The organism is Pseudomonas sp. 09C 129, from assembly GCF_002843625.1.
Taxonomy (GTDB): Bacteria; Pseudomonadota; Gammaproteobacteria; order Pseudomonadales; family Pseudomonadaceae; genus Aquipseudomonas; species Aquipseudomonas chlororaphis.
On sequence record NZ_CP025261.1, the window covers coordinates 1,029,535 to 1,051,282 of the forward strand.

Sequence of the window (21,748 nt, forward strand, 5' to 3'; positions counted from 1 at the left end):
GGTCCGGTCTCAAGCTGCCTGTTTTGCAGTGACGAACGCCGCAAGGCTCGCCACGTTGGTGAAGTGATTGCGGGTGTCCTTGGCGTCGGCGTCGATCTTGATGCCGTAGCGTTTCTGGATCGCCAGGCCCAGCTCCAGGGCGTCGACCGAGTCCAGGCCCAGGCCTTCACCGAAGAGCGTCTGCTCGTTGCCGATGTCTTGCACGCTGATGTCTTCGAGGCCCAGGGCATCGATGATCAGCATTTTAATTTCCTGGTGCAGATCGCTCATCTTCGGCGAGCTCCTTAATGAAGTAGTGATGCAAATAATCGTTGAGCTTGCGCGAGGCCTGCGGTGCGGGGCCTTGGGCGGCAAAGGCATACGGGTCTATATCGGCTCCGACGCGAAAACTGAAGTGCACGCGGCGCATCGGGATGCGATACCAGGGTTCGGCCTTGGTCAGGGTGGTCGGGCTGACCTTGATCACCACCGGGGTGATGATTCTCGCACCCCGCAAGGCGATTGCCGCGCCCCCCCGATGAAAGGCCGGCGCCTGGCCCGGCGGGGTGCGGGTGCCCTCGGGGAAGATCACCAGGGTCTGGCCGTTGCGCAGGGCTTCGCCGGCGGCGTCGAGCATGTCCATGCTGCCGTCGTTGCTGATGTATTCGGCTTCGCGTATCGGGCCGCGGGTAAAGGGGTTCTGCCACAGGCTCTGCTTGACCACGCAGTTGGCGTTGCGCACCAGGCCGATGAGGAACACCACGTCGATCAGCGATGGGTGGTTGGCAATGATCATTTGTCCGGGGCGGCCGAGCTTTTGTGCGCCTTCGACTTCATAGGTCAGCACGCCGCTGCGGGCCATGAAGCGAATGAACAGCCAGAACAGCCGGCCGATGGTGCGACGCGCGCGCTGGCGATGCGCTTCGGCATCGCCGGGCAGGCAGGCGAGCAGCGGGAAAATCACCAGGCGCAGGCACAGGCCGCCCAGGCCGAACAAGGCGAAGCTCGCTGCCGTGGCGACCAGGCGCCAGTAGTAGGCGTCGCGGGGTTTTGTGTTTACAGGTTGCGTTGCCAGTTCCATACACGGTTCTTCCAGGCATGTTGGCAAAAGGTTTGCTCGCCGAGCAGGGTACGCAAGAGATTCAGGGCATGGGGCCACTCGGCGCGCGGCGCTCCCTCGGTGGCGGTGCCGAGCGTCAGTTGCCACTGCTGGCCGGGGGTCAGCAACAGACCGACCGCATAGGGGAAGGGCACGTCGTCGATCCAGGTGGCATAGGCGGCGGGCGGCTGCTCTTCGGTGACCACCAGCAGCACCGCCGGGGCGCCTTCCTCAAGCAGCGCCGCGGCCTCTAGCATGCCGTGTTCGAGGCCGTCGCCGGCAGCGGCGAGGGCGGTCATTTCGCTGGTTTCGCCACGCATGATCGACCACAGGCCGATCACCGCGTTGTGCACCGAGAGGCTGAACTGGGTCGGGGACAACGGCTGGCCGGCCGCCAGGTCACTGAGGATGTCGAAGGTGCGCGGCGTTTCGCCATGCCGGGAAATAAAGACCAACGGTAGCTGTTCCAGGCCTTCGGCCAGCGGCCAGCCCACGCTGAAGGCCATGCGCGCCAGACGGCTGAGGCGCCGGCGCTGCATGGCCGGTAGAAACGACACGTCCGGGGCCGCATCACTGCTCTGGAGCACGACCGGTTGTCGGCTCCAGGCCTGCCAATCGTCCACGCTTTCGAGCCCAGGGGCCCACGCGCGCCATTGGGCGATGTTGAAGTTGATCACTTGAAAATTCATCCCGCCCCTGCGGGCTTACTTGACGTGGTCAGGCGTTTCGATCGCGACTCACCTGCCACGGAGCTACAGCCGAGTGGCGCGCATTATCCCGGTGTGACTGGCTGGTAGCAAACATTGGTTATGTTTCGCTCAGTGAAAATGACCCGCTCGACAGCAGAAAAGTGTCATTTGGCCATTATCGAATGGTACAGGTCGGGAGCGCGGGGGCTTTACAAGAAAGTCTAGGCTGATTCTGGCCACTGGAACTGGTTTGGCGGTCCGCCGTCAGCGAGGTAGCGAAGCGGCGGTACTGGCTACTACACTCGGTGATCTTTGATGCAGGGAGGTTCTGACATGCGGCGCGTGGTGTTCAATCAGAAAGGGGGAGTCGGCAAGTCGAGCATTGCCTGCAATCTGGCGGCCGTGAGCGCCAGCGAGGGGTATCGCACGCTGCTGGTGGACCTGGATGCCCAGGCCAACTCCACTCAATACCTCACCGGCCTGACCGGCGACGACATCCCCATGGGGATCGCCGACTTCTTCAAGCAGACCCTGTCTTCCGGACCGTTCTCGAAGAAGAATCAGGTCGATATCTACGAAACGCCGTTCGACAACCTGCATGTGGTGACGGCCACCGCCGAGTTGGCGGATCTGCAGCCCAAGCTTGAGGCGAAGCACAAGATCAACAAGCTGCGCAAACTGCTGGACGAGTTGGCCGAGGACTACGACCGGATCTACCTGGACACCCCGCCGGCCTTGAACTTCTATGCGGTTTCGGCGCTGATTGCCGCCGATCGCGTATTGATTCCCTTCGACTGCGACAGCTTTTCCCGCCAGGCGCTGTACGGCCTGCTGGCGGAAATCGAAGAGCTCAAGGACGACCACAACGAGGATTTGCAGGTCGAAGGCATCGTGGTCAACCAGTTCCAGGCCCGCGCCAGCCTGCCCCAGCAAATGCTCGATGAACTGATCGCCGAGGGCCTGCCGGTATTGCCGGTGTACCTGGCCAGTTCGGTGCGCATGCGCGAATCCCACCAGGCCAGCCTGCCGCTGATCCACCTCGACCCCCGGCACAAGCTGACCCAGCAGTTCGTTGACCTGCACAACCTGCTGGAAAGCGCCTGACCTTCTTCCGTAGGAGCGGGGCCTACCCGCGATGAGTGCCTGACATTCAACATCGTCGTCGGCTGTCAGACCGTTATCACGGGCAAGCCTCGCTCCTACAGTTCAAGGCGATTTCGATAGCGGTCAGATGCCCTGGCTACGCAGCCAGCTCATCAGCTGCGGTAACGGGAAGGCGCCACTCTGGCGTGCCACTTCCCGTCCGTTCTTGAACAGAATCAGGCTCGGAATCGAGCGAATTCCCAACTGCGCCGACAATTGCTGGTTGGCCTCGCTGTCGAGCTTGGCCAGCCGGCACTTGCCTGCCAATTGCGCCGCCGCCTGCTCGAACACCGGCGCGAAGGATTTGCACGGCCCGCACCAATCCGCCCAGACATCCACCAGCAACGGCAGGTCGCCCTTGATCTGGCTGGCGTAGTCGCCTTGTTTCAGTTCGAAAGGCTGGTTCAGCAACACCTGGCCTTTGCAGCGCCCGCATTTGGGCTGATCGCCCAGGCGCTCGGCGGGGATGCGGTTGAGGCCGTTGCAGTGAGGGCAGGGGATTAGCAGTGGATCGGACATGAGGGGGGCTCCAGGAAAGTGGGCGATGGGCATGATCTGGAGTCTGGCGCGGGGTTTATCAAGCGAGGGGCGAGTCTGTTGCATTCCTTCATACATCTTTGAGCTGCGTGGCGGCTGGCGAATCTAGGCTGAAACGGAGCCGCGGGTTTATGCCGTTGGTCTGTTCAGGCGCATAGCAACTTGCTATGGCACGCTTCCGACACTACCGTCTATAGCAATATGCGATAGGGACATTGCATGCATATCATCACCGCCAAACGAATCTGGGAGGCCAAGAGCCGCTGGCCACAATCGGCCAATGCGCTGGAAACCTGGTACAGAAAAGCCAAAAGCCTCAATCCGGCCGATTTTGCAGCCATCAAGGCGGTATTTCCGGCCACCGACAAAGTGGGGGCGTTTCACGTCTTCGATATTGGTGGCAACAAGTTACGAATCATCGCCGTGGTGCGTTATGAAGTACGACGTCTCTCTATCAGGCACGTGCTGGACCATCACGAATACGACAAAGGCAGGTGGAAGGAGGAGACCAGATGAACGTTCTGGTGAAGCAGGCGGCGGATCATTGGCATTTCGTGGCGCCTGTGTTGCGTAAACCCAAGACCGAAGCCGATTACGATGCATTGGTCGCGGCGCTGGATGAACTGCTGGATCTCATGGGAGAGGACGAGAACCATCCAGTGACTTCGCTGGTGGACATCATCGGCGACTGGATCGAAGCCTACGACGAAGAGCATCGACCGATGCCGATAGCCAGTGGTGTTGACGTCTTGCGCTCCCTGATGCACGAACACGGCCTGACCCAGAGCGATCTGCCAGGCGTGGGTGCACAGTCGGTGGTTTCGGAAGTATTGAGCGGCAAGCGCCAGCTCAACCTGCGGCAGATCCGCTGGCTGGCCGAGCGCTTCGGTGTTTCGGCCGAGGTCTTTATCTGAGGGTCAGGACGAGCAACTGATTTCCAGGTGCTTGCCCCATTCGGGCGGTCGTTCGGCGTAGCTGTCCATGCCGGCCTGTTGTTCGAACGGCTTGCTCAGCACCGCGTGCAGGCGGCGCACCTCGGAGTAGTCCCCTTGTTCGGCGGCGTCGATAGCCTTCTGTGCCAGGTAATTGCGCAGGATGTACAGCGGGTTGACCGCGTGCATGCGTTCCCGGCGCAGCTCCTGACCCTGGATCGGATCACGGGCGACCCGGGCCTTGTACAGATCGGCCCAGGCATCGAAGCCCTGGCGGTCGACGAAGTCGTCGCGCAGCCGGGCCAGGGCCAGTTCCGCCGGCTCATCCCCCAGGCGACGGAAGAACAGGCTGTAGTCCACGCCGCTACCCTGCATCAGTTGCAGCAGCCGTTCCACCAGCTTCTGATCCTCGTCTTCGGCGCTGGTCAGGCCGAGGCGGCGGCGCATCAGGTCCAGGTAATGGGCCTGGAACAGCGGCAGGAACAGGCCGAGGGTTTCCCGCAGGGCCTCGACACTGATGAAGGGCGTCAGCGCCTGGGCCAGGGCGCTGAGGTTCCACTGGCCGATTGGCACCTGGTTGCTGAACGAGTAGCGCCCCTGGTCATCGGAATGGTTGCAGATGAAATGCGCATCGAAATCGTCGAGGAAGGCGAACGGCCCGAAGTCGAAGGTCACGCCGAGAATCGACATGTTGTCGGTGTTCATCACCCCGTGGCAGAAACCGTAGGCCTGCCACTTGGCGATCAGTTCGGCATTGCGCTCGACCACTTCGCGGAACATCGCCAGGTAGGGTGCGGGCTGCTCCAGGCACTCGGGAAAGTGCATCGCCAGCACGTGCTCGCCCAGCTGTTTCTGCTGCTCGGGGCGTTTTGTGTAATAGAAGTATTCGAAGTGGCCGAAGCGGACATGGCTGGGCGACATGCGCAGCAGCATCGCCGCGCGTTCCTGTTTCTCACGCCAGACCGGGGTGTCGGAGCCGATCACGCACAGCGCCCGGGTGGTTGGAATACCCAGGGCGTGCAGCGCCTCGGAAGCCAGGAACTCGCGGATCGATGAACGCAGTACGGCGCGGCCATCGCCCATGCGCGAGTAGGGGGTCTGGCCGGCGCCCTTGAGGTGCAGGTCCCAGTGCTCGCCGGCGGCGTTGTACACCTCGCCCAGCAGCAAGCCGCGACCATCGCCCAACTGAGGGTTGTAGGAGCCGAACTGATGCCCGGAATAGACCATCGCCCGGGGTTCCGCTTCAGCCCACAGCTTGTGCCCGCCGAACAGTTCGGCGAACACCGGGCTTTCGGCAGCACCGGGGTCCAGGTCCAGCAGCGCCATGGCCGCCGGGCTGGCCACCACCAGGCGTGGGCGGTCGATCGGCTCGGGCAGCACATGGGTTGAGAACGCATCGCCCAGGCGGGCGAAGCGATTGTCGAAGGTCAGTTCGTCGAGGGCTTTCAACGGCCATCTCCAGCAGAATGTCCGAGCATTCTGCTAGGGATAGCGTCCTTAGTCGAGCCTGCTGGGAGGCGGTTCCTGCAGCGGTTTGCCGTCGGGCAGCGGGACAATGGTCTTGGTCTCCGGCTCGATGGGCACCATCTTGTATTCCTGGCCATGGAGGTTCTTCAGGTAGACCTCCATCTGGCGGAACGAGATGTTGATGTGCTGCTTCTTGAACTCGCGGTTGATGAAGCGGTTGACCTCGTCGAGCACCGGGTTGCGGTCCCCCAGCTCGCGCACGTGCATGCGCAATTCGTGGTCCAGGGTGCTTTCGCCGAAGTTGAGGAAGTACACATGGGGCTCGGGCTCTTTCAGGACCCGCGGGTTATCGCGGGCCGCCTTGAGCAGCAGTTCCTTGACCAGGTCCAGGTCCGAGCCGTAGTCGACGCCGAGCTTGAGGGTCACCCGGGTGACGGTGTCGGTCAGCGACCAGTTGATCAGTTGCCCGGTGATGAAGGTCTGGTTCGGGACAATGATGTCCTTGCGATCGAAGTCGGTGATGGTGGTGGCGCGGATGCGGATCCTGCTCACCGTGCCCGACAGATTGCCGATGGTGATGGTGTCGCCGATGCGTACCGGCCGCTCGAACAGGATGATGATGCCGGAGATGAAGTTGGCGAAGATCGCCTGCATGCCGAAGCCCAGGCCCACCGACAGCGCAGCCACCAGCCACTGTAACTTGTCCCAGCTGACGCCGAGGGTCGACAGGGTCGAGACGAAGCCGACGCCGGCAATCACATAGGACAGCAGCGTGGTGGTCGCGTAGGCGCTGCCCTGGGCCAGGTTCAGCCTGGACAGCACCAGCACCTCCAGCAGCCCCGGCAGGTTGCGCGCCAGGGCGAAGGTGATGCCGACGATGATCAGCGCGCCGAGCATGTCGCCGATGCTGATGGGCACCATGCTCATGTTGGCGCCGGTGCCGCTGGTGTATTCGTAGAGGGTGATGTTGTCCAGGTAGGAGAACACGCTGATCAGGTCCGACCAGACCCAGTACAGCCCGGCCATGAAACCACCGAGCAGGGCCAGGCGGATCAGGCGCAGGGATTGTTCGTTGACCTTCTCGATGTCCAGGGTCGGCTCTTCGACCACTGCTTCGCCGTCGCCGCTTTCCTTGGCGGCCTGGCGTTTGGTCAGGGCCCGCTGGTAGGCCAGGCGCCGGGCGGCGACGCCCAGTCCGCGGACGAAAGTGGCTTCGATCACCAGCCAGAACATCAGCAGGTACAGGGTATTGATCAGGCGGTCGCTGAGCTTCAGCGCGGTGTAGTAGTAGCCGAAGCACACGGCGATGAACAAGGCGATCGGCAGCGCGGTGAACAGCACCGCCACCGCCTTGCGGAACAGCGAGGCGTTCTGGTGCGTCGGGCTGCTCAGCAGCAGGCGGCTGAGCAGCCAGGCCATCAGGGCGTAGCAGGTCAGGACCACGGCGATGCCGAGTACGTCATCGGCCAGTGCCGCCGGTTGATGTTCGGCCACGGCGACCACGGCCACCAGGGCCATGACCACCAGCCCGAGGCGGCGGATCCAGCCCTGGAGGAATTCGACCTGGGGCTTTTCCCAGCGAAAGTGCAGTTCCGCCACGCCGCCGGGGGCGAGGATCCGGTAGGCGGTATAGAACACCAGCCAGGCCTGGGCCATCTGCAACAGCGCCGCGCCGAGGTTGGCATTCTGTCCGCGGGCGTCGATCTGCAAGGCCAGGCCGCACAGCGCCAGGCCGAGGGCGACCGGCATCGCCAGCAGGATGTTGACCAGGATCGCCTGCGGCGTGTGCCATTGGCTGTCGCGCTTGAAGTGACCGATGTCCTTGTGAACCTTGGTCAGGCGCTGGTACAGGTTCTTGCGCCGCCACAGCAGGGCCGCGATCAGGAGCAGCAATGGCAGGAACAGCAGCGGCCGTTGCGCCAGGCCGTCGGCCAGCTCGCTCAGGCTGGACGACCAGGGCAGGGTGGTGACCTGTTTTTCCAGGCGTAGCGGCACAGCTTGCAGCCATTCGCCGTCCAGCGGCTTGTTGCTGGGAATCCAGAACATCTGTTCGTCGAGGGTCGCGCGCAGGCTTTGCGAGGTGCTCAGCAGCTGCTTCTGATTGAGCTGCAGGGTGATGGATTCGTTGAGCAGGGCGCTCAGCTCGCGGCTCAGGCGTTCCAGCAGGTCGGCGCGGGTGATGGCCAGGTCCAGCAGGGTTTTGCGCAGCTGCGGGGTGATTTGCTCGGACGGCTGGGTCGCCAGCAGGTTGTTGACATAGCTGCTGGGGCTGCTGATCAGTTCGCGTTGCTGGTTGACCTCGAACTGATACAGGCGGATGTCGGCGATCTGGTCCGCCAGGTCGCGGTCGAGCCGCAGGTGCGGCAGCGCCTGCTTCTGTTTATAGAGGATCTTCGACAGCAGCAGGCTGCCCTTGAGCACGCTGATCTGCTCGTCCAGCGCGGCATCGCTCTGGGTCACGCTGTCGAGTTGCTGCTTGGTCTGCAGGTTCTGCTGGGTCAGCTCATTGAGGCGGTCGGTGCTTTTGAGCAGATAGTCGGAGAGCTTCAGGTTGGCCGCGCTTTCGGTGGCCAGGAGGCTGCTGCTGCCGGCCTTTTGCGCTTCGATCGATTGCTGGGTGACGGTTTCCTGGGACTGGGCCAGGCGCTTCTGGTTGATCAGGGTCTGCAGGTCCTGGATTTCCTGCTCCAGGCGCGCGGTCTTTTCCATCAGCAGGTCGTGCTGGCTGTTGCCCAGGTCCTGCAGCTGGCTGTTGCCGGCCAGCTCCTGGCGGCGCAACGGGATCAGCGCGTTGATCGCCGCCAGTTCGGCATTGAGCTGATTGCGCTGGTCGGCGTTGATCGGCTTGCCGGAGTCCTTGCCGTTCTTGAGGATCGTATTGATCTGCTGGGTGCGGGTCTGGCTGCTGCTGATCTCGGCCTGGGCGCGTTCGGGGCGGGTCTGCGCGGTAATGGCCAGGCTGTTGGCCTCGGCCAGGGCTTTCTGCATGTCGCCCTGCTGGGTGGTGCGTTCGGTCAGCAGTTGTTCGAGCTGCGACACCGGCAGGTTGGCGTAGCGCTGGGCCACCGGCACCACCTTGGTGGCTTTCAGGCGGGTCAGCTCGCGCTGGTTTTCGCTGGTCTGGCGCGGTGCATTGCTCAGCTGCTGCTTGAGGTCGTTCAGGCGCTGCTCGTAATCCTGCTTGTTCGACAGCTGGGTCAGCGTCTGTTGCAGCACCGCTTGCAGGGCCTTTTGATCGGCCTCCGGCAATTTGCGCTCGGCGATTTTATCCAGGCTCTGCTGGACGGACTCGGCACTGGGCGGCTCGGCCGCTTGCAGTGGGCCGACAGAAAGGCTCAGGCCCAGCAGGGCAATGGCGAAAAGGGTACGCAGGGTTGGCATAGAGACCGGTCAAGCTGGATGAGAAGTTAGGCAGTTTAGAGGAAGAGTCCGGGGCCCGGGCGACTTCCTTCGGGGAATCTGACGCCCACTTTGCTGATCTTGTTCCCCTCCATCACGGCAACCGTCCAGATGGTGTTGTTCCATTCCACCTGGTCGCCGACCACTGGAGCACCCCCCACTTTCTGGGTGATGAAGCGGCTCAGCGGCATGTCCGGATCGAGCCCTTCGAGTTTCAGCCCGTACAGCGCCGAAACCGCGCCCAGCTGGGCGTCGCCTTCGAGAACGAAGTCGCCGAAGAAGCGCAGATCGAGGCCCCGTTGCGGCGCCTGGCTGAAGAGTTTTCCAAGGGCCGGCAGGTTGTGTTCATGGCCGATGACGCAGAGCAAATCATCGGCTTCCAGCACCGTACTACCCGACGGATGGAGCAGTTGCTGGTGACGAAACAGGGCGGCGATACGGGTGCCTTCGGGCATTTTCAGCTCGCGCAACGCCGCGCCGATGCACCATTTTTCCGCGCCGAGGCGGTAGACGAACAGCTCCCATTCGCTGGTGACATGCACCTCCAGGGCGGCGCGGGAGATCGGCGCCGGCTCCGGTGGCACCGTGACTTTCAGCAACTTGGCGACCCACGGCAGACTGGTGCCTTGCACCAGCAGGGACACCAGCACGATAAAGAAGGCCAGGTTGAAGTACAGCTGGGCCTCGGGCAGCCCGGCCATCAACGGGAACACTGCGAGAATGATCGGTACCGCGCCGCGCAGGCCGACCCAGGAAATAAAGGCTTTCTCGCGGCCGTGGAAGGCCTTGAACGGCAACAGGCCGACCATCACCGACAGCGGACGGGCGAACAGGATCATCCACAGCGCCAGGCCCAGCGCCGGCAGGGCGATGGGCAACAGGTCGTGGGGCGTGACCAGCAGGCCCAGCACCAGGAACATGCCGATCTGCGACAGCCAGGCCATGCCGTCGAGCATATGCAGGATGCCGTGGCGGCTGCGCACCGGGCGGTTGCCGATCACCAGGCCGCACAGGTACACCGCGAGGAAGCCGCTGCCGTGCAGGGCGTTGGTCAGGGCGAAGACCACCAGGCCGCCGGCGATCACCAGGATCGGGTACAGGCCGGTGGCCAGGTTGATGCGGTTCACCAGTTGCAGCATCAGCCAGCCGCCGCTCAGGCCGATCAGGCCGCCGATGCCGAACTCGCGCAGCAGATGCCCCAACAGGCTCCAGTGCAGGCCGGTCTGGCCGCTGGCGAGCATGTCGATCAGGGTCACGGTGAGGAACACCGCCATCGGATCGTTACTGCCCGACTCGATCTCCAGGCTGGCGGTGACCCGTTCGTTCAGGCCCTTGCCGCCCAGCAGCGAGAACACCGCCGCGGCGTCGGTGGAGCCGACGATGGCGCCGATCAGCAGGCCCTGGATCAGGTTCAGGTCGAACAGCCAGGCGGCCGCCATGCCGGTCAGGCCGGTGGTGATCATCACGCCGACGGTGGCCAGCGACAAGGCGGGCCACAACGCCACACGGAAGCTCGAGACCCGGGTGCGCAGGCCGCCGTCGAGGAGGATCACCGCGAGTGCGAGGTTACCCACCAGGTAAGCCGTCGGATAGTTGTTGAAGATGATGCCGCCACCGTCGACGCCGGCGGCCATGCCCACGGCCAGGATGATCACCAGGATCGGGATGCCGAGGCGGGACGAAAGGGAACTCACCAGAATGCTCGCACCTACCAGCAACGCGCCGATCAAGAACAGGCTGTTGATGGTCGTCGCATTCAAAGGCAGTACTCCAGAAGCAGAAAGGCGGGCACAAACTGACCATGCAGTCTGCGTGCCAGCGATTCTAACCTGTTGAAATACGATGCTGTCAAAAAGCTTTTGCGCCTATTTACAGGCGGCGGAAAAGCGTCGCCTGGCGCCGGCCACCGACGGACTTCATGGCGTTCCGCAGTGGCTGGCGCAGGTGGCGATCAGCGCGATTGGCCGGGCATTACAGGGTGAATCGCGCCACCATGCCGTTCAGGTCCACGGCCAGGCGTGACAGCTCGTGGCTGGCATCGCTGGTCTGGTTGGCGCCGGTGGCCGATTGCACCGACAGGTCGCGGATGTTCACCAGGTTGCGGTCCACTTCGCGGGCCACCAGGGCCTGCTCCTCGGCGGCGCTGGCGATGACCAGGTTGCGCTCGTTGATTTCGTTGACCGCGGTGTTGATGGTGTCCAGGGCACCGCCGGCGCCGCGGGCGATGCTCAGGGTCGAGTCGGCGCGCTCGGTGCTGGTGCGCATCGACTCGACGGCATGCTCGGTGCCGCTCTGGATGCTGCCGATCATGCGCTCGATTTCGCTGGTGGACTGCTGGGTGCGGTGGGCCAGGGCACGTACTTCATCGGCGACCACGGCGAACCCGCGTCCGGCATCGCCGGCCCGGGCGGCTTCTATCGCGGCGTTCAAGGCCAGCAGGTTGGTCTGGTCGGCCAGGCCGCGGATCACGTCCAGCACCTTGCCGATGTCGCGCGATTCCTCGGCCAGTTCGCTGATCCTGTTGGCCGAACTCTGCACTTCGCTGCTCATCAGCTCTATGGCGCTGACGGTCTCGCGCACCAGGTTGCGGCCTTCGCTGGCCGACTGGGTGGCGTCGTTCGAGGCCTCGGCGGTGCTCACGGCGTTGCGCGCGACTTCTTCGACGGCGCAGGTCATCTCGTTCACGGCGGTGGCGGCCTGCTCGATTTCGTTGTTCTGCTGGGTCAGGCCGCGGGCACTTTCGTCGGTGACGCTGTTCAGTTCTTCCGCGGCGGAAGCCAACTGGCTGGCGGAGCCGGAAATATGCAACAGGGTCTGGCGCAGTTTTTCCTGCATGCTCGCCATGGCCTGCAGCAGGCGTCCGGGTTCGTCGCGCCCGTTGACCCGGATGCTTTGGGTGAGGTCGCCTTCGGCGATGTGTTCCGCGGCATGCAAGGCGCTGGCGATGGGTTGGGTAATGCTGCGGGTCAGCAACCAGGCAAACACCACGGTCAGGGTGGTGGACAGGATCAGCAGGGCGACTACCAGGTTGAATGCCGAAGCGTATTCCTCGGCGGCCTGCTCGTTGGCGGCCTTGGAGCGCTGGCTGTTGATCTGTACCAGCAGGTTCAGAACCTTGTTGATCTGCTGCGAGTTCTTCATCAACTCGTTGTTCAGCATCTCTTGCAGCTCACCCAGCTGGTTGTTGCGCGACAGCTCTTTGATGCGCTCTTCGAGCTTGCGGTATTCGGCCAGCAGCTTGAGGTAGTGGTCGTAGGCCTCGCTTTCCTCCGGGCTGCTGACCAGCTTTTCATAGGTGGTGCGGATTTTTTCGATCTGCTGGTTGCCGAGTTCGAGCGACTCGCGGGTCTTGGCCTGGACCTCGGGACCGCGGTTGATCACCAGGCGATAGGACAGCACCTGCAGCCGCAGCATCTGCTGGGTGAACTCATCGATGCTCTGGATGCTGGGCATGTTGTCGGTGGAAATGGTGACGGTCGCCGCGCGAATCTTGCTCATCTGGTTCAGGGCGAAGATGCCCAGGAACAGCATCAGGCAGCCGATGAATGCAAAGCCGAGAAATGCCCTCGGTGCAATGTTCATGTTGCGAAGAGACATGGGGATCTACCTCAAGAATGCGCAATCCATGCCGCGGTGGTTGATAGGGCTCCCCAGACCTATCGCGCGGAAAAATGGATTCTTGAAGCAGGAGCGAGAGTTTCAGAAAGATCTGATGAGCGACGAAGTGTCAGGAACCAGATGGGGGAATGACAGTCTTTAAAGTTCGCAGGCAAGGTCACCCGCCAGGCAAATCAAGGCGTTGCGCCGGGAAAATCTGGCATCCGGGGTGACTTTTCTTTATCGTACGCGCCCTTTGAAAAATGCTCGGAAAATCAAAATGTTGGAAGCATCCCTAAGCCAATTGGAACAGCTTGTCAGTGATCTGGTGCAACAGAACCAGGAACTGTCGGGCACGAACGAAACCCTCAAGGCAGAACTGGCCCAGGCCAAGGATGAGAACGAAAGCCTGCAACTGAGCCTGATGGAACAGGAAGAGAAACAAGGCGCCACCGCGGCCCGCATCCAGGCCTTGGTCGAGCGCGTCAGCGCCGGTCCTGTCAGCGCATGAGGCAGGGTGCCGACGGGGTAAAAGTCGTCTCGATTCTCGGCGAGGACTACTCGATCAAGGCGCCGGCCGGGGAAGAGCAGACCCTGCTGGACGCCGCATTGATGTTGAAGGCCACCCTGGCCGAGACCAAGAAGAAATACCCGACGCTGATCGGTGACCGCTTGCTGGTGCTGGCGGCGATGAACCTGTGCTCCCAGCAGCTCGAGATGCAAAAGCGTCATCAGCAGGAGCTCGACCGTTACCAAGAGCAAGTCAGCGCCACGGTCGAAGTGATCTCCAAGACCATCAGCCAGAACTGATGGGTTTACCCACAACCTGCAACGCCGTTGCGGTTGTGTCGGACTGATTGTTTTCGCGAGCAGCCGGGCGGCGCTCGATTGCTCGCGATGCTTTTAGCGCTTCAGAACCACTCGTCCTGCATGCCCAGGCAGGTATCGTCCCGCGCTTCCAGCAAGGCCAGTTCGTGATGACAGGCCGGCACTTCCCAGGTCAGGAAGTAACGCGCCGCCTGCAGCTTGCCCTTGTAGAAACCCACATCCGCCGGGTTGCCCTTGGCCAGGCCTTCCTGCGCGCGAATCGCCTGTTCCAGCCAGCGCCAGCCGATCACCGCATGACCGAAGGCTTTCAGGTACAGCGCCGAGTTGGCCAGGCTGCTGTTGACCTTGCCCTGGGCCAGATCGCTGAGCAGGCCCAGGGTCACGCTTTGCAGGCGCGCCACCAGTTTTTCCAGCGGTTGGCGCAGTGCCGTCAGGGCGTCGTGGGCCCGGGCCCGCTCGCTGGTGTCGGCGATCAGGCGGATCAGCTGCTTGAGGCCCGCACCGCCGTTCTGCGCCAGCTTGCGCCCCAGGAGGTCCAGTGACTGGATGCCATGGGTGCCTTCATGGATCGGGTTCAGGCGGTTATCGCGGTAATACTGTTCCACCGGGTATTCGCGGGTGTAGCCGTGGCCGCCGAGGATCTGGATCGCCAGTTCGTTGGCCTTCAGGCAGAACTCCGAGGGCCAGGATTTGACGATGGGCGTCAGCAGGTCCAGCAGTTCGTGGGCTTGCTTGCGCTGGTCTTCGCTGGCCAGGGTGGTGGTGTCGTCGAACAGCCGCGCGGCGTACAGGCCGAGGTCGAAAGCGCCTTCGACATAGGCCTTCTGGGTCAGCAGCATGCGCTTGACGTCGGCGTGCTGGACGATCGACACCGGCGCGGTAGTCGGGTCCTTGCTGTCCGGCAGGCGACCTTGCGGGCGTTCGCGGGCGTATTCCAGGGAGTACAGGTAGCCGGCGTAGCCGAGCATCACCGCGCCCATGCCGACGCCGATCCGCGCCTCGTTCATCATCTGGAACATGTAGCTCAGGCCGTGGTGCGGCTTGCCCACCAGATAGCCGACACACCCCCCGTTATCGCCGAAGTTCAGCGCCGTGGAGGTGGTGCCGCGCCAGCCCATCTTGTGGAACAGCCCGGCCAGCAACACGTCGTTGCGCTGGCCCAGGCTGCCGTCGTCGTTGACCAGGAACTTGGGCACGATGAACAGCGAGATGCCTTTCACCCCGGCCGGCGCGTCCGGCAGCTTGGCCAGCACCATATGCACGATGTTTTCCGACAGCGGGTGATCGCCGCCGGAGATGAAGATCTTGTTGCCCTTGAGCCGGTAGGTGCCGTCCGCCGCCGGTTCGGCGCGGGTGCGGATATCCGCCAGCGACGAGCCGGCATGGGGCTCGGTCAGGGCCATGGTGCCGAAGAAGCGCCCGTCGATCATCGGCTGCAGGAAGCGCCGTTTCTGCTCGTCGGTGCCGAAGCTTTCGATCAGGTTGGCCGCGCCCATGGTCAGGAAGGGGTAGGACGTGGAGGCTGCGTTGGCCGCCTGGAAGTGCGCGAAGCAGGCCTGGGACAACAGCGTCGGCAGCTGCATGCCGCCGGCCTCGAAGCTGCGTGCGGCGTTGAGGAAGCCGGCTTCGAGAAAGGCATCGACCGCGGGTTTGACTTCCGGAATCAGGATCGCCTTGCCGTCTTCATAACGTGGCTCGTTTTCGTCGCCCTTGCGGTTGTGCGGGGCAAAGAATTTCTCGGCGATGCTGCGCGCGGTGCCGAGGGCGGCGTCGAAGGTTTCCCGGTTGTGCTCGGCGAATCGCTCGCGCTGGGTCAGGCCCTCGGCATCGAGGACCTCATACAGCTCGAAAGCCAGATTGCGGGAACTGAGCAACGTCTCGGACATGGCGGCCTACCTGCTTTATAGGGAATGAGCCGAGTCTAGGCGGGTGAATAAACGCTGAACAGCAAGATTGATACGGGTGATAAAGATGCCAAACAGGCACAGCCTCTGTAGCCGCTGCCGAAGGCTGCGATAAGTCCCGCAGGGACTTCGGCGGCAATGAAATCGCTACGGCCGTTCCGGTCGATCGCAGCCTGCGGCAGCGGCTACAGGGAATTGCATCGGGCAAAAAAAGGGCGCCGGTGAGGGCGCCCTTTTTCATGCCGCGGACTATCGGCTTCAGCCGATGGTCATCAGGCTGGCGTTACCGCCGGCCGCCGCGGTGTTGACGCTCAAGGCGCGCTCGATCACCAGGCGTTCCAGGGCAATCGAGGTTTCGCCTTGCGACAGGCCGTGAACCCCAACGATGGCGCCGGCACGCTTGGCCACTTGCTGGCAGACCGCGCGCAGCTGGTCGGAATCACCGTGATGCAGGACCGCGTCGAACACCGCGTCGTCCTTGGTCCAGTCGGCCACGCGCTTGATGCGCGCTTGCACCTCCGCAGGCAGGCGGGCGTAGAGCGCTTTGCCCGGTTCGCCTTCCGGCCAGACCGCCGAGCCACCCACGGCCAGGACCGCAGCCAGTTGAGTCAGCAGGTCGCCTTCGACTTCCGCCAGGCACAGCACGTGTTCGCGCGGCAGGATGGCGTAGCTGTTGCGTTCCCCGGTCGGGCCCGCCAGGACGCGGGTGACACCGCTCTGCGACTGCGCCGCGAACTGTACGCACAGGGCGCTGAGGTCCGCCAGCTTGTTGCTGTCGGCCCAGGCTTGCAGGGCGTTCAGCGGCTTGCTCATGGCATCGCGCAGGCGCACGTCCGGGGCGTTCAGGGCATCGCCACGGGCGAACGACTGCTCGATGGCGTCGGTCGGACGGGTCGACAGCAGGCGGTACAGGTACAGCGGGCCGCCGGCTTTCGGGCCAGTGCCCGACAGGCCTTCGCCGCCGAATGGCTGCACACCGACCACGGCACCGACGATGTTGCGGTTGACGTAGACGTTACCGGCGTTGACGTTGTCGATCACCTTGGCGATGGTCTCGTCGATGCGGGTGTGCACGCCCAGGGTCAGGCCGTAGCCGGAAGCGTTGATCTGCGCAATCAGCTGGTCGATGTCCTTGCGCTTGTAGCGCACCACGTGCAGCACCGGGCCGAAGATCTCCCGTTGCAGTTCGTCGAAGCTTTCCAGCTCGATCAGGGTCGGCATCACGAAGGTGCCGCGCTTGATCTCTTCGCCATCGGCGATCGCCACCTGATACACGCTGCGGCCTTTGTCGCGCATCGCCTGGATGTGTTTCTCGATGCCAGCCTTGGCTTCGGCGTCGATCACCGGGCCGATGTCCACGGACAGGCGCTCGGGGTTGCCCAGGCGACTTTCCGCCATGGCGCCCTTGAGCATTTCGATCACGCGGTCGGCAGAGTCTTCCTGCAGGCACAGTACGCGCAGGGCCGAGCAACGCTGGCCGGCGCTGTCGAAGGCCGAGGAGACGACGTCGATCACCACTTGTTCGGTCAGGGCCGAGGAGTCGACGATCATCGCGTTCTGGCCACCGGTTTCGGCGATCAGCGGGATTGGTCGGCCCTGGGCGTCCAGGCGGCCGGCGACGTTGCGTTGCAGCAGGCGCGCGACTTCGGTGGAACCGGTGAACATCACGCCTTTGACCCGATCGTCGCCGACCAGGCGGGCACCGACGGTTTCGCCACGGCCCGGCAGCAGTTGCAGCACGCCTTCCGGAATGCCGGCTTCGAGCATCAGGCGAACCGCTTGCGCGGCGACCAGTGGCGTCTGTTCGGCCGGCTTGGCCAGTACCGGGTTGCCAGCGGCCAGGGCGGCGGCGACCTGGCCGCTGAAGATCGCCAGCGGGAAGTTCCACGGGCTGATGCAGACCACCGGGCCCAGTGGGCGGTGCGCGTCGTTGCTGAAATCGTTGCGAGCCTGCACCGCGTAGTAGCGCAGGAAGTCCACGGCTTCACGCACTTCGGCGATGGCGTTGGCGAAGGTCTTGCCGGCTTCGCGGGCCAGCAGGCCCATCAGCGGCTGGATCTCGCCTTCCATCAGGTCGGCGGCGCGTTCGAGGATCGCGGCGCGCTCGGCCGGCGGCGTGGCCTGCCAGATCGGCGCGGCGTTCAGCGCGCACTGGATGGCGTTGTCGACGTCTTCGACCGTGGCTTCCTGGACATGGCCGACCACATCGCGGTGATCGGACGGGTTCAAGACCGGCGCCGGGGTTTCGCTGCTGGAAGCGCAACCGAGCATCGGCGCGGCTTTCCAGTGGTTGTGGGCGGTGGCCAGCAGGGCGCAGGACAAGGACGCCAGGCGGTGTTCGTTGGCCATGTCGATGCCGGCGGAGTTGGCGCGCTCGCTGCCGTACAGATCACGCGGCAATGGAATGCGCGGATGCGGCAGGCCGAAGCCACCTTCCAGGGTCGCCATCTGCTCGATCTGGCTGACCGGGTCGGCCACCAGTTCCTGGATGGAGATCGACTGGTCGGCGATGCGGTTGACGAACGAGGTGTTGGCGCCGTTTTCCAGCAGGCGGCGGACCAGGTAGGCCAGCAGGGTTTCATGGGTGCCGACCGGGGCGTACACGCGGCACGGACGGTTCAGCTTGCCATCGGCGACCTTGCCTACCACCTGTTCGTACAGCGGTTCGCCCATGCCGTGCAGGCACTGGAACTCGTACTGGCCCGGGTAATAGTTCTGACCGGCGATGTGGTAGATGGCCGACAGGGTGTGGGCGTTGTGGGTGGCGAACTGCGGGTAGATGACTTCCGGTACCGACAGCAGCTTGCGGGCGCAAGCGATATAGGACACGTCGGTGTACACCTTGCGGGTGTACACCGGATAGCCTTCCAGGCCTTCGACCTGGGCACGCTTGATCTCGCTGTCCCAGTAGGCGCCTTTCACCAGGCGGATCATCAGGCGGTGACGGCTGCGGCGCGCCAGGTCGATCACATAGTCGATCACATACGGGCAGCGCTTCTGGTAGGCCTGGATCACGAAGCCGATGCCGTTCCAGCCGGTCAGCTGCGGTTCGAAGCACAGGCGCTCGAGCAGATCCAGCGACAGCTCCAGGCGGTCGGCTTCTTCGGCGTCGATGTTCAGGCCGATGTCGTATTGCTTGGCCAGCAGGGTCAGCGACAGCAGGCGCGGGTACAGCTCGTCCATCACGCGCTCGTACTGGGCGCGGCTGTAGCGTGGGTGCAGGGCCGAGAGCTTGATCGAGATGCCCGGGCCTTCATAGATGCCACGACCGTGGGAAGCCTTGCCGATCGAGTGGATGGCCTGCTCGTAGGACGCCAGGTATTTCTGCGCGTCGTGCTCGGTCAGTGCCGCTTCGCCGAGCATGTCGTAGGAGTAGCGGAAGCCCTTGGCTTCGAACTTGCTCGCATTGGCCAGGGCTTCGGCGATGGTTTCGCCGGTGACGAACTGCTCGCCCATCAGGCGCATGGCCATGTCGACGCCCTTGCGGATCATCGGCTCGCCGCTCTTGCCGATGATGCGGCTCAGGGACGAGGTCAGGCCGGCTTCGTTATGGGTGGCGACCAGCTTGCCGGTCAGCAGCAGGCCCCAGGTGGCGGCGTTGACGAACAGCGACGGGCTGTTGCCCAGGTGCGGCTGCCAGTTGCCGGTGCTGATCTTGTCGCGGATCAGCGCGTCACGGGTGCCTTTGTCCGGGATGCGCAGCAGGGCTTCGGCCAGGCACATCAGGGCCACGCCTTCCTGGGATGACAGGGAGAATTCCTGCAGCAGGCCCTGGACGATACCGGCACGGCCGCCGGCGCTCTTCTGGTTGCGCAGTTTTTCGGCGATGGTCGCGGCCAGCTTGTTGGTGGCTTCGGCCATGGTGGCCGGCAGGCGCGCCTGCTCCAGCAGCATCGGCACCACTTCCGGTTCCGGGCGGCGGTAGGCGGCGGTGATCGAGGCGCGCAGCACCGATTGCGGCAGGATGCTTTCGGCGAATTCGAGGAAGCACTGGTGAGCGTGGTCGGTCTGCACTTCGCCAGCGTCATCGCCGTCGGTGCGGGTCGAACCGCTCAGCTCGGTCAGGGTTGCACCACCCTCGAGTTTTTCCAGGTAATTGAAAATTGCCTGCTTGATCAGCCAGTGCGGCGTGCGATCGATCGAGGTTGCGGCAGCCTTCAGGCGTTCGCGGGTCGGGTCGTCGAGTTTGACCCCAAGGGTGGTGGTAGCCATATTTTTATCCTCATGTTTACCACGGTTGCGTGGCATCAGCTGGCGGCAAGATTAGCCGTGAGCCGAGAGAGGTGCAACCGGGTGCAACCTGTTTTTTATCGGAATAATAGACAGCTCATCAGGAATTAATTTCCGGTCCCTGGGCGGCGCTTCTGCTTGGTGCTTTTAATTCTGTCGCGATGAGTTTTTGCTCCAAAAAGGAGCAAAAACGGGGCGTTCGCCGGAAAAATCGCTTGGGTGCAACTTATTCTCGCGAAACAGGTTGCACCTTCTTTGAATTGTTGAATAGCATTCGCGCCCAAGGTGCAACCGGCCCTCGCGACCGGTTCATCGGCTGGTGGCTTTCCTGGGGAAACATCAGTCATAAATGCGCGGAGTACCCAACCGTCTCTCAAACGTAGTCGTTTGAGAGCGGTGGTGCTGACCGCCGCTACATAAAAACAAAGCCAGGGCGTAACTCAATGAGTGCAAGCAATCCAACCTTGATCACGTTCGTGATCTACATCGCAGCTATGGTGCTGATCGGCTTCATGGCCTATCGCTCTACCAACAACCTTTCTGACTACATCCTCGGTGGCCGCAGCCTGGGTAGCGTGGTGACTGCGCTTTCCGCCGGTGCTTCCGACATGAGCGGCTGGTTGCTGATGGGCCTGCCGGGCGCCATCTACATGTCCGGCCTGTCCGAGAGCTGGATCGCCATCGGCCTGATCGTCGGTGCCTACCTGAACTGGCTGTTCGTCGCCGGTCGTCTGCGAGTACAAACCGAACACAACGGCGATGCATTGACGCTGCCGGACTATTTCTCCAGCCGCTTCGAGGACAAGAGCGGGCTGCTGCGGATCATCTCCGCGATCGTGATCCTGGTGTTCTTCACCATTTACTGCGCTTCCGGCATCGTCGCCGGTGCCCGTCTGTTCGAAAGCACCTTCGGCATGCCTTACGAGACCGCCCTGTGGGCCGGTGCCGCGGCGACCATCGCCTACACCTTCGTTGGTGGTTTCCTGGCAGTGAGCTGGACCGACACCGTACAAGCCACCCTGATGATCTTCGCCCTGCTGCTGACGCCGATCATCGTGCTGCTGGCCACCGGTGGCGTCGACACCACCTTCCTGGCGATCGAAGCCCAGGACCCAAGCAACTTCGACATGCTGAAAAACACCACCTTCATCGGCATCATCTCGCTGATGGGCTGGGGCCTGGGCTACTTCGGCCAGCCGCATATCCTGGCACGCTTCATGGCCGCGGATTCGGTCAAGTCGATCGCCAACGCCCGTCGCATCTCCATGACCTGGATGATCCTGTGCCTGGGCGGCACCGTGGCCGTGGGCTTCTTCGGTATCGCCTACTTCTCGGCACACCCGGAAGTGGCCGGTCCCGTGACCGAGAACCACGAGCGTGTGTTCATCGAACTGGCCAAGCTGCTGTTCAACCCATGGATCGCCGGTGTGCTGCTGTCGGCCATCCTGGCGGCGGTGATGAGCACCCTGAGCTGCCAGTTGCTGGTGTGCTCCAGTGCCCTGACCGAAGACTTCTACAAAGCCTTCCTGCGTAAACATGCTTCCCAGCTGGAGCTGGTATGGGTCGGTCGCGCCATGGTGCTGCTGGTTGCCCTGGTCGCCATCGCCATGGCCGCCAACCCGGAAAACCGCGTACTGGGCCTGGTCAGCTACGCCTGGGCCGGTTTCGGCGCAGCCTTCGGTCCTGTGGTGCTGATCTCGGTACTGTGGAAAGGCATGACTCGCGACGGCGCGCTGGCCGGCATCATCGTCGGCGCCGTGACCGTGATCCTGTGGAAGCACTTCAATGTGCTGGGCCTGTACGAAATCATCCCTGGCTTCATCTTCGCCAGCCTGGCCATCCTGCTGGTGAGCAAGATGAGCGCGCCGAGCACCGGCATGGTCCAGCGTTTCGAGGCGGCCGAGAAAGACTACAAGCTCAACCACTGATCGGGAGCCGCTGAGG

Annotated in this window: 16 protein-coding genes and 1 pseudogene; 6 read left to right on the forward strand and 11 right to left on the reverse strand. The window is 63.2% G+C overall.

Annotated features, from left to right (window positions below; translation table 11 throughout):
* Positions 1 to 9: 9 nt before the first annotated feature.
* From CXQ81_RS04845 to CXQ81_RS04855, 3 genes are read right to left on the reverse strand one after another with little or no spacing between them, the layout of a single operon-like run.
* Complete coding sequence (locus CXQ81_RS04845; protein WP_007926834.1) at positions 10 to 270, reverse strand: phosphopantetheine-binding protein; 261 nt, start codon at positions 268 to 270, stop codon at positions 10 to 12.
* Positions 245 to 1,060: a 1-acyl-sn-glycerol-3-phosphate acyltransferase gene (locus CXQ81_RS04850; protein ID WP_101336638.1), complete on the reverse strand. Its 816-nt coding sequence runs from the start codon at positions 1,058 to 1,060 to the stop codon at positions 245 to 247. Before CXQ81_RS04850 ends, CXQ81_RS04845 begins: the two co-directional genes overlap by 26 nt.
* Positions 1,036 to 1,767: a beta-ketoacyl synthase chain length factor gene (locus tag CXQ81_RS04855; RefSeq protein WP_101336639.1), complete on the reverse strand. Its 732-nt coding sequence runs from the start codon at positions 1,765 to 1,767 to the stop codon at positions 1,036 to 1,038. Before CXQ81_RS04855 ends, CXQ81_RS04850 begins: the two co-directional genes overlap by 25 nt.
* Before the next feature lie 333 nt (positions 1,768 to 2,100).
* Here CXQ81_RS04855 and CXQ81_RS04860 point away from each other — a divergent pair, with 333 nt between their 5' ends.
* Positions 2,101 to 2,871: a ParA family protein gene (locus CXQ81_RS04860; protein ID WP_007926828.1), complete on the forward strand. Its 771-nt coding sequence runs from the start codon at positions 2,101 to 2,103 to the stop codon at positions 2,869 to 2,871.
* 123 nt (positions 2,872 to 2,994) lie between these two features.
* Here CXQ81_RS04860 and trxC read toward each other — a convergent pair whose 3' ends face one another.
* Positions 2,995 to 3,429 carry a thioredoxin TrxC gene (gene trxC / locus CXQ81_RS04865; RefSeq protein WP_007926827.1) on the reverse strand — a complete coding sequence of 145 codons (435 nt, stop codon included), beginning with the start codon at positions 3,427 to 3,429 and terminating at the stop codon, positions 2,995 to 2,997.
* Positions 3,430 to 3,666: 237 nt separating this feature from the next.
* Here trxC and CXQ81_RS04870 point away from each other — a divergent pair, with 237 nt between their 5' ends.
* Complete coding sequence (locus CXQ81_RS04870; protein WP_101336640.1) at positions 3,667 to 3,963, forward strand: type II toxin-antitoxin system HigB family toxin; 297 nt, start codon at positions 3,667 to 3,669, stop codon at positions 3,961 to 3,963.
* Positions 3,960 to 4,361, forward strand: a complete 402-nt coding sequence (locus CXQ81_RS04875) for a type II toxin-antitoxin system HigA family antitoxin (protein ID WP_097134271.1) — start codon at positions 3,960 to 3,962, stop codon at positions 4,359 to 4,361. Before CXQ81_RS04870 ends, CXQ81_RS04875 begins: the two co-directional genes overlap by 4 nt.
* 3 nt (positions 4,362 to 4,364) lie before the next feature.
* Here the strand turns inward: CXQ81_RS04875 and selO are convergent, their stop codons facing one another.
* The 5 genes and pseudogenes from selO to CXQ81_RS31700 all read right to left on the reverse strand — a co-directional run.
* Positions 4,365 to 5,828: a protein adenylyltransferase SelO gene (selO, locus tag CXQ81_RS04880; RefSeq protein WP_101336641.1), complete on the reverse strand. Its 1,464-nt coding sequence runs from the start codon at positions 5,826 to 5,828 to the stop codon at positions 4,365 to 4,367.
* 48 nt (positions 5,829 to 5,876) lie between these two features.
* Entirely contained in the window at positions 5,877 to 9,227 is a 3,351-nt protein-coding gene (gene mscK, locus CXQ81_RS04885) for a mechanosensitive channel MscK (protein ID WP_101336642.1), read from the reverse strand.
* 35 nt (positions 9,228 to 9,262) lie between these two features.
* Positions 9,263 to 11,005: a potassium/proton antiporter gene (locus CXQ81_RS04890; protein WP_007926822.1), complete on the reverse strand. Its 1,743-nt coding sequence runs from the start codon at positions 11,003 to 11,005 to the stop codon at positions 9,263 to 9,265.
* Positions 11,006 to 11,216: 211 nt separating this feature from the next.
* On the reverse strand, positions 11,217 to 12,089 hold the full coding sequence (locus CXQ81_RS31695) for a methyl-accepting chemotaxis protein (RefSeq protein WP_370686810.1): 873 nt from the start codon (positions 12,087 to 12,089) through the stop codon (positions 11,217 to 11,219).
* Positions 12,072 to 12,842, reverse strand: a pseudogene (locus CXQ81_RS31700) (MCP four helix bundle domain-containing protein); the annotation flags it as partial. The gene CXQ81_RS31695 and the pseudogene CXQ81_RS31700, both read right to left, overlap by 18 nt.
* Positions 12,843 to 13,122: 280 nt before the next feature.
* Between CXQ81_RS31700 and CXQ81_RS04900 the strand changes: the two are divergent.
* Positions 13,123 to 13,353, forward strand: a complete 231-nt coding sequence (locus CXQ81_RS04900) for a hypothetical protein (RefSeq protein WP_007926810.1) — start codon at positions 13,123 to 13,125, stop codon at positions 13,351 to 13,353.
* Complete coding sequence (locus tag CXQ81_RS04905; protein WP_009041856.1) at positions 13,350 to 13,652, forward strand: cell division protein ZapA; 303 nt, start codon at positions 13,350 to 13,352, stop codon at positions 13,650 to 13,652. The genes CXQ81_RS04900 and CXQ81_RS04905 overlap by 4 nt, the downstream gene beginning before the upstream one ends.
* 101 nt (positions 13,653 to 13,753) lie before the next feature.
* On the opposite strand, the gene CXQ81_RS04910 is transcribed toward CXQ81_RS04905, so the two are convergent.
* Positions 13,754 to 15,556 carry an acyl-CoA dehydrogenase gene (locus tag CXQ81_RS04910; protein WP_101336644.1) on the reverse strand — a complete coding sequence of 601 codons (1,803 nt, stop codon included), beginning with the start codon at positions 15,554 to 15,556 and terminating at the stop codon, positions 13,754 to 13,756.
* A gap of 276 nt (positions 15,557 to 15,832) precedes the next feature.
* Positions 15,833 to 19,786 (reverse strand): trifunctional transcriptional regulator/proline dehydrogenase/L-glutamate gamma-semialdehyde dehydrogenase, encoded by a 3,954-nt coding sequence (putA, locus tag CXQ81_RS04915; RefSeq protein WP_101336645.1) that lies wholly within the window; start codon positions 19,784 to 19,786, stop codon positions 15,833 to 15,835.
* A 461-nt stretch (positions 19,787 to 20,247) separates the two neighbouring features.
* On the opposite strand from putA, the gene putP reads away from it, so the two are divergent.
* A complete protein-coding gene (putP, locus tag CXQ81_RS04920; RefSeq protein ID WP_101336646.1) occupies positions 20,248 to 21,732 on the forward strand; it encodes a sodium/proline symporter PutP in 1,485 nt (494 codons plus the stop codon).
* Positions 21,733 to 21,748: the final 16 nt, after the last annotated feature.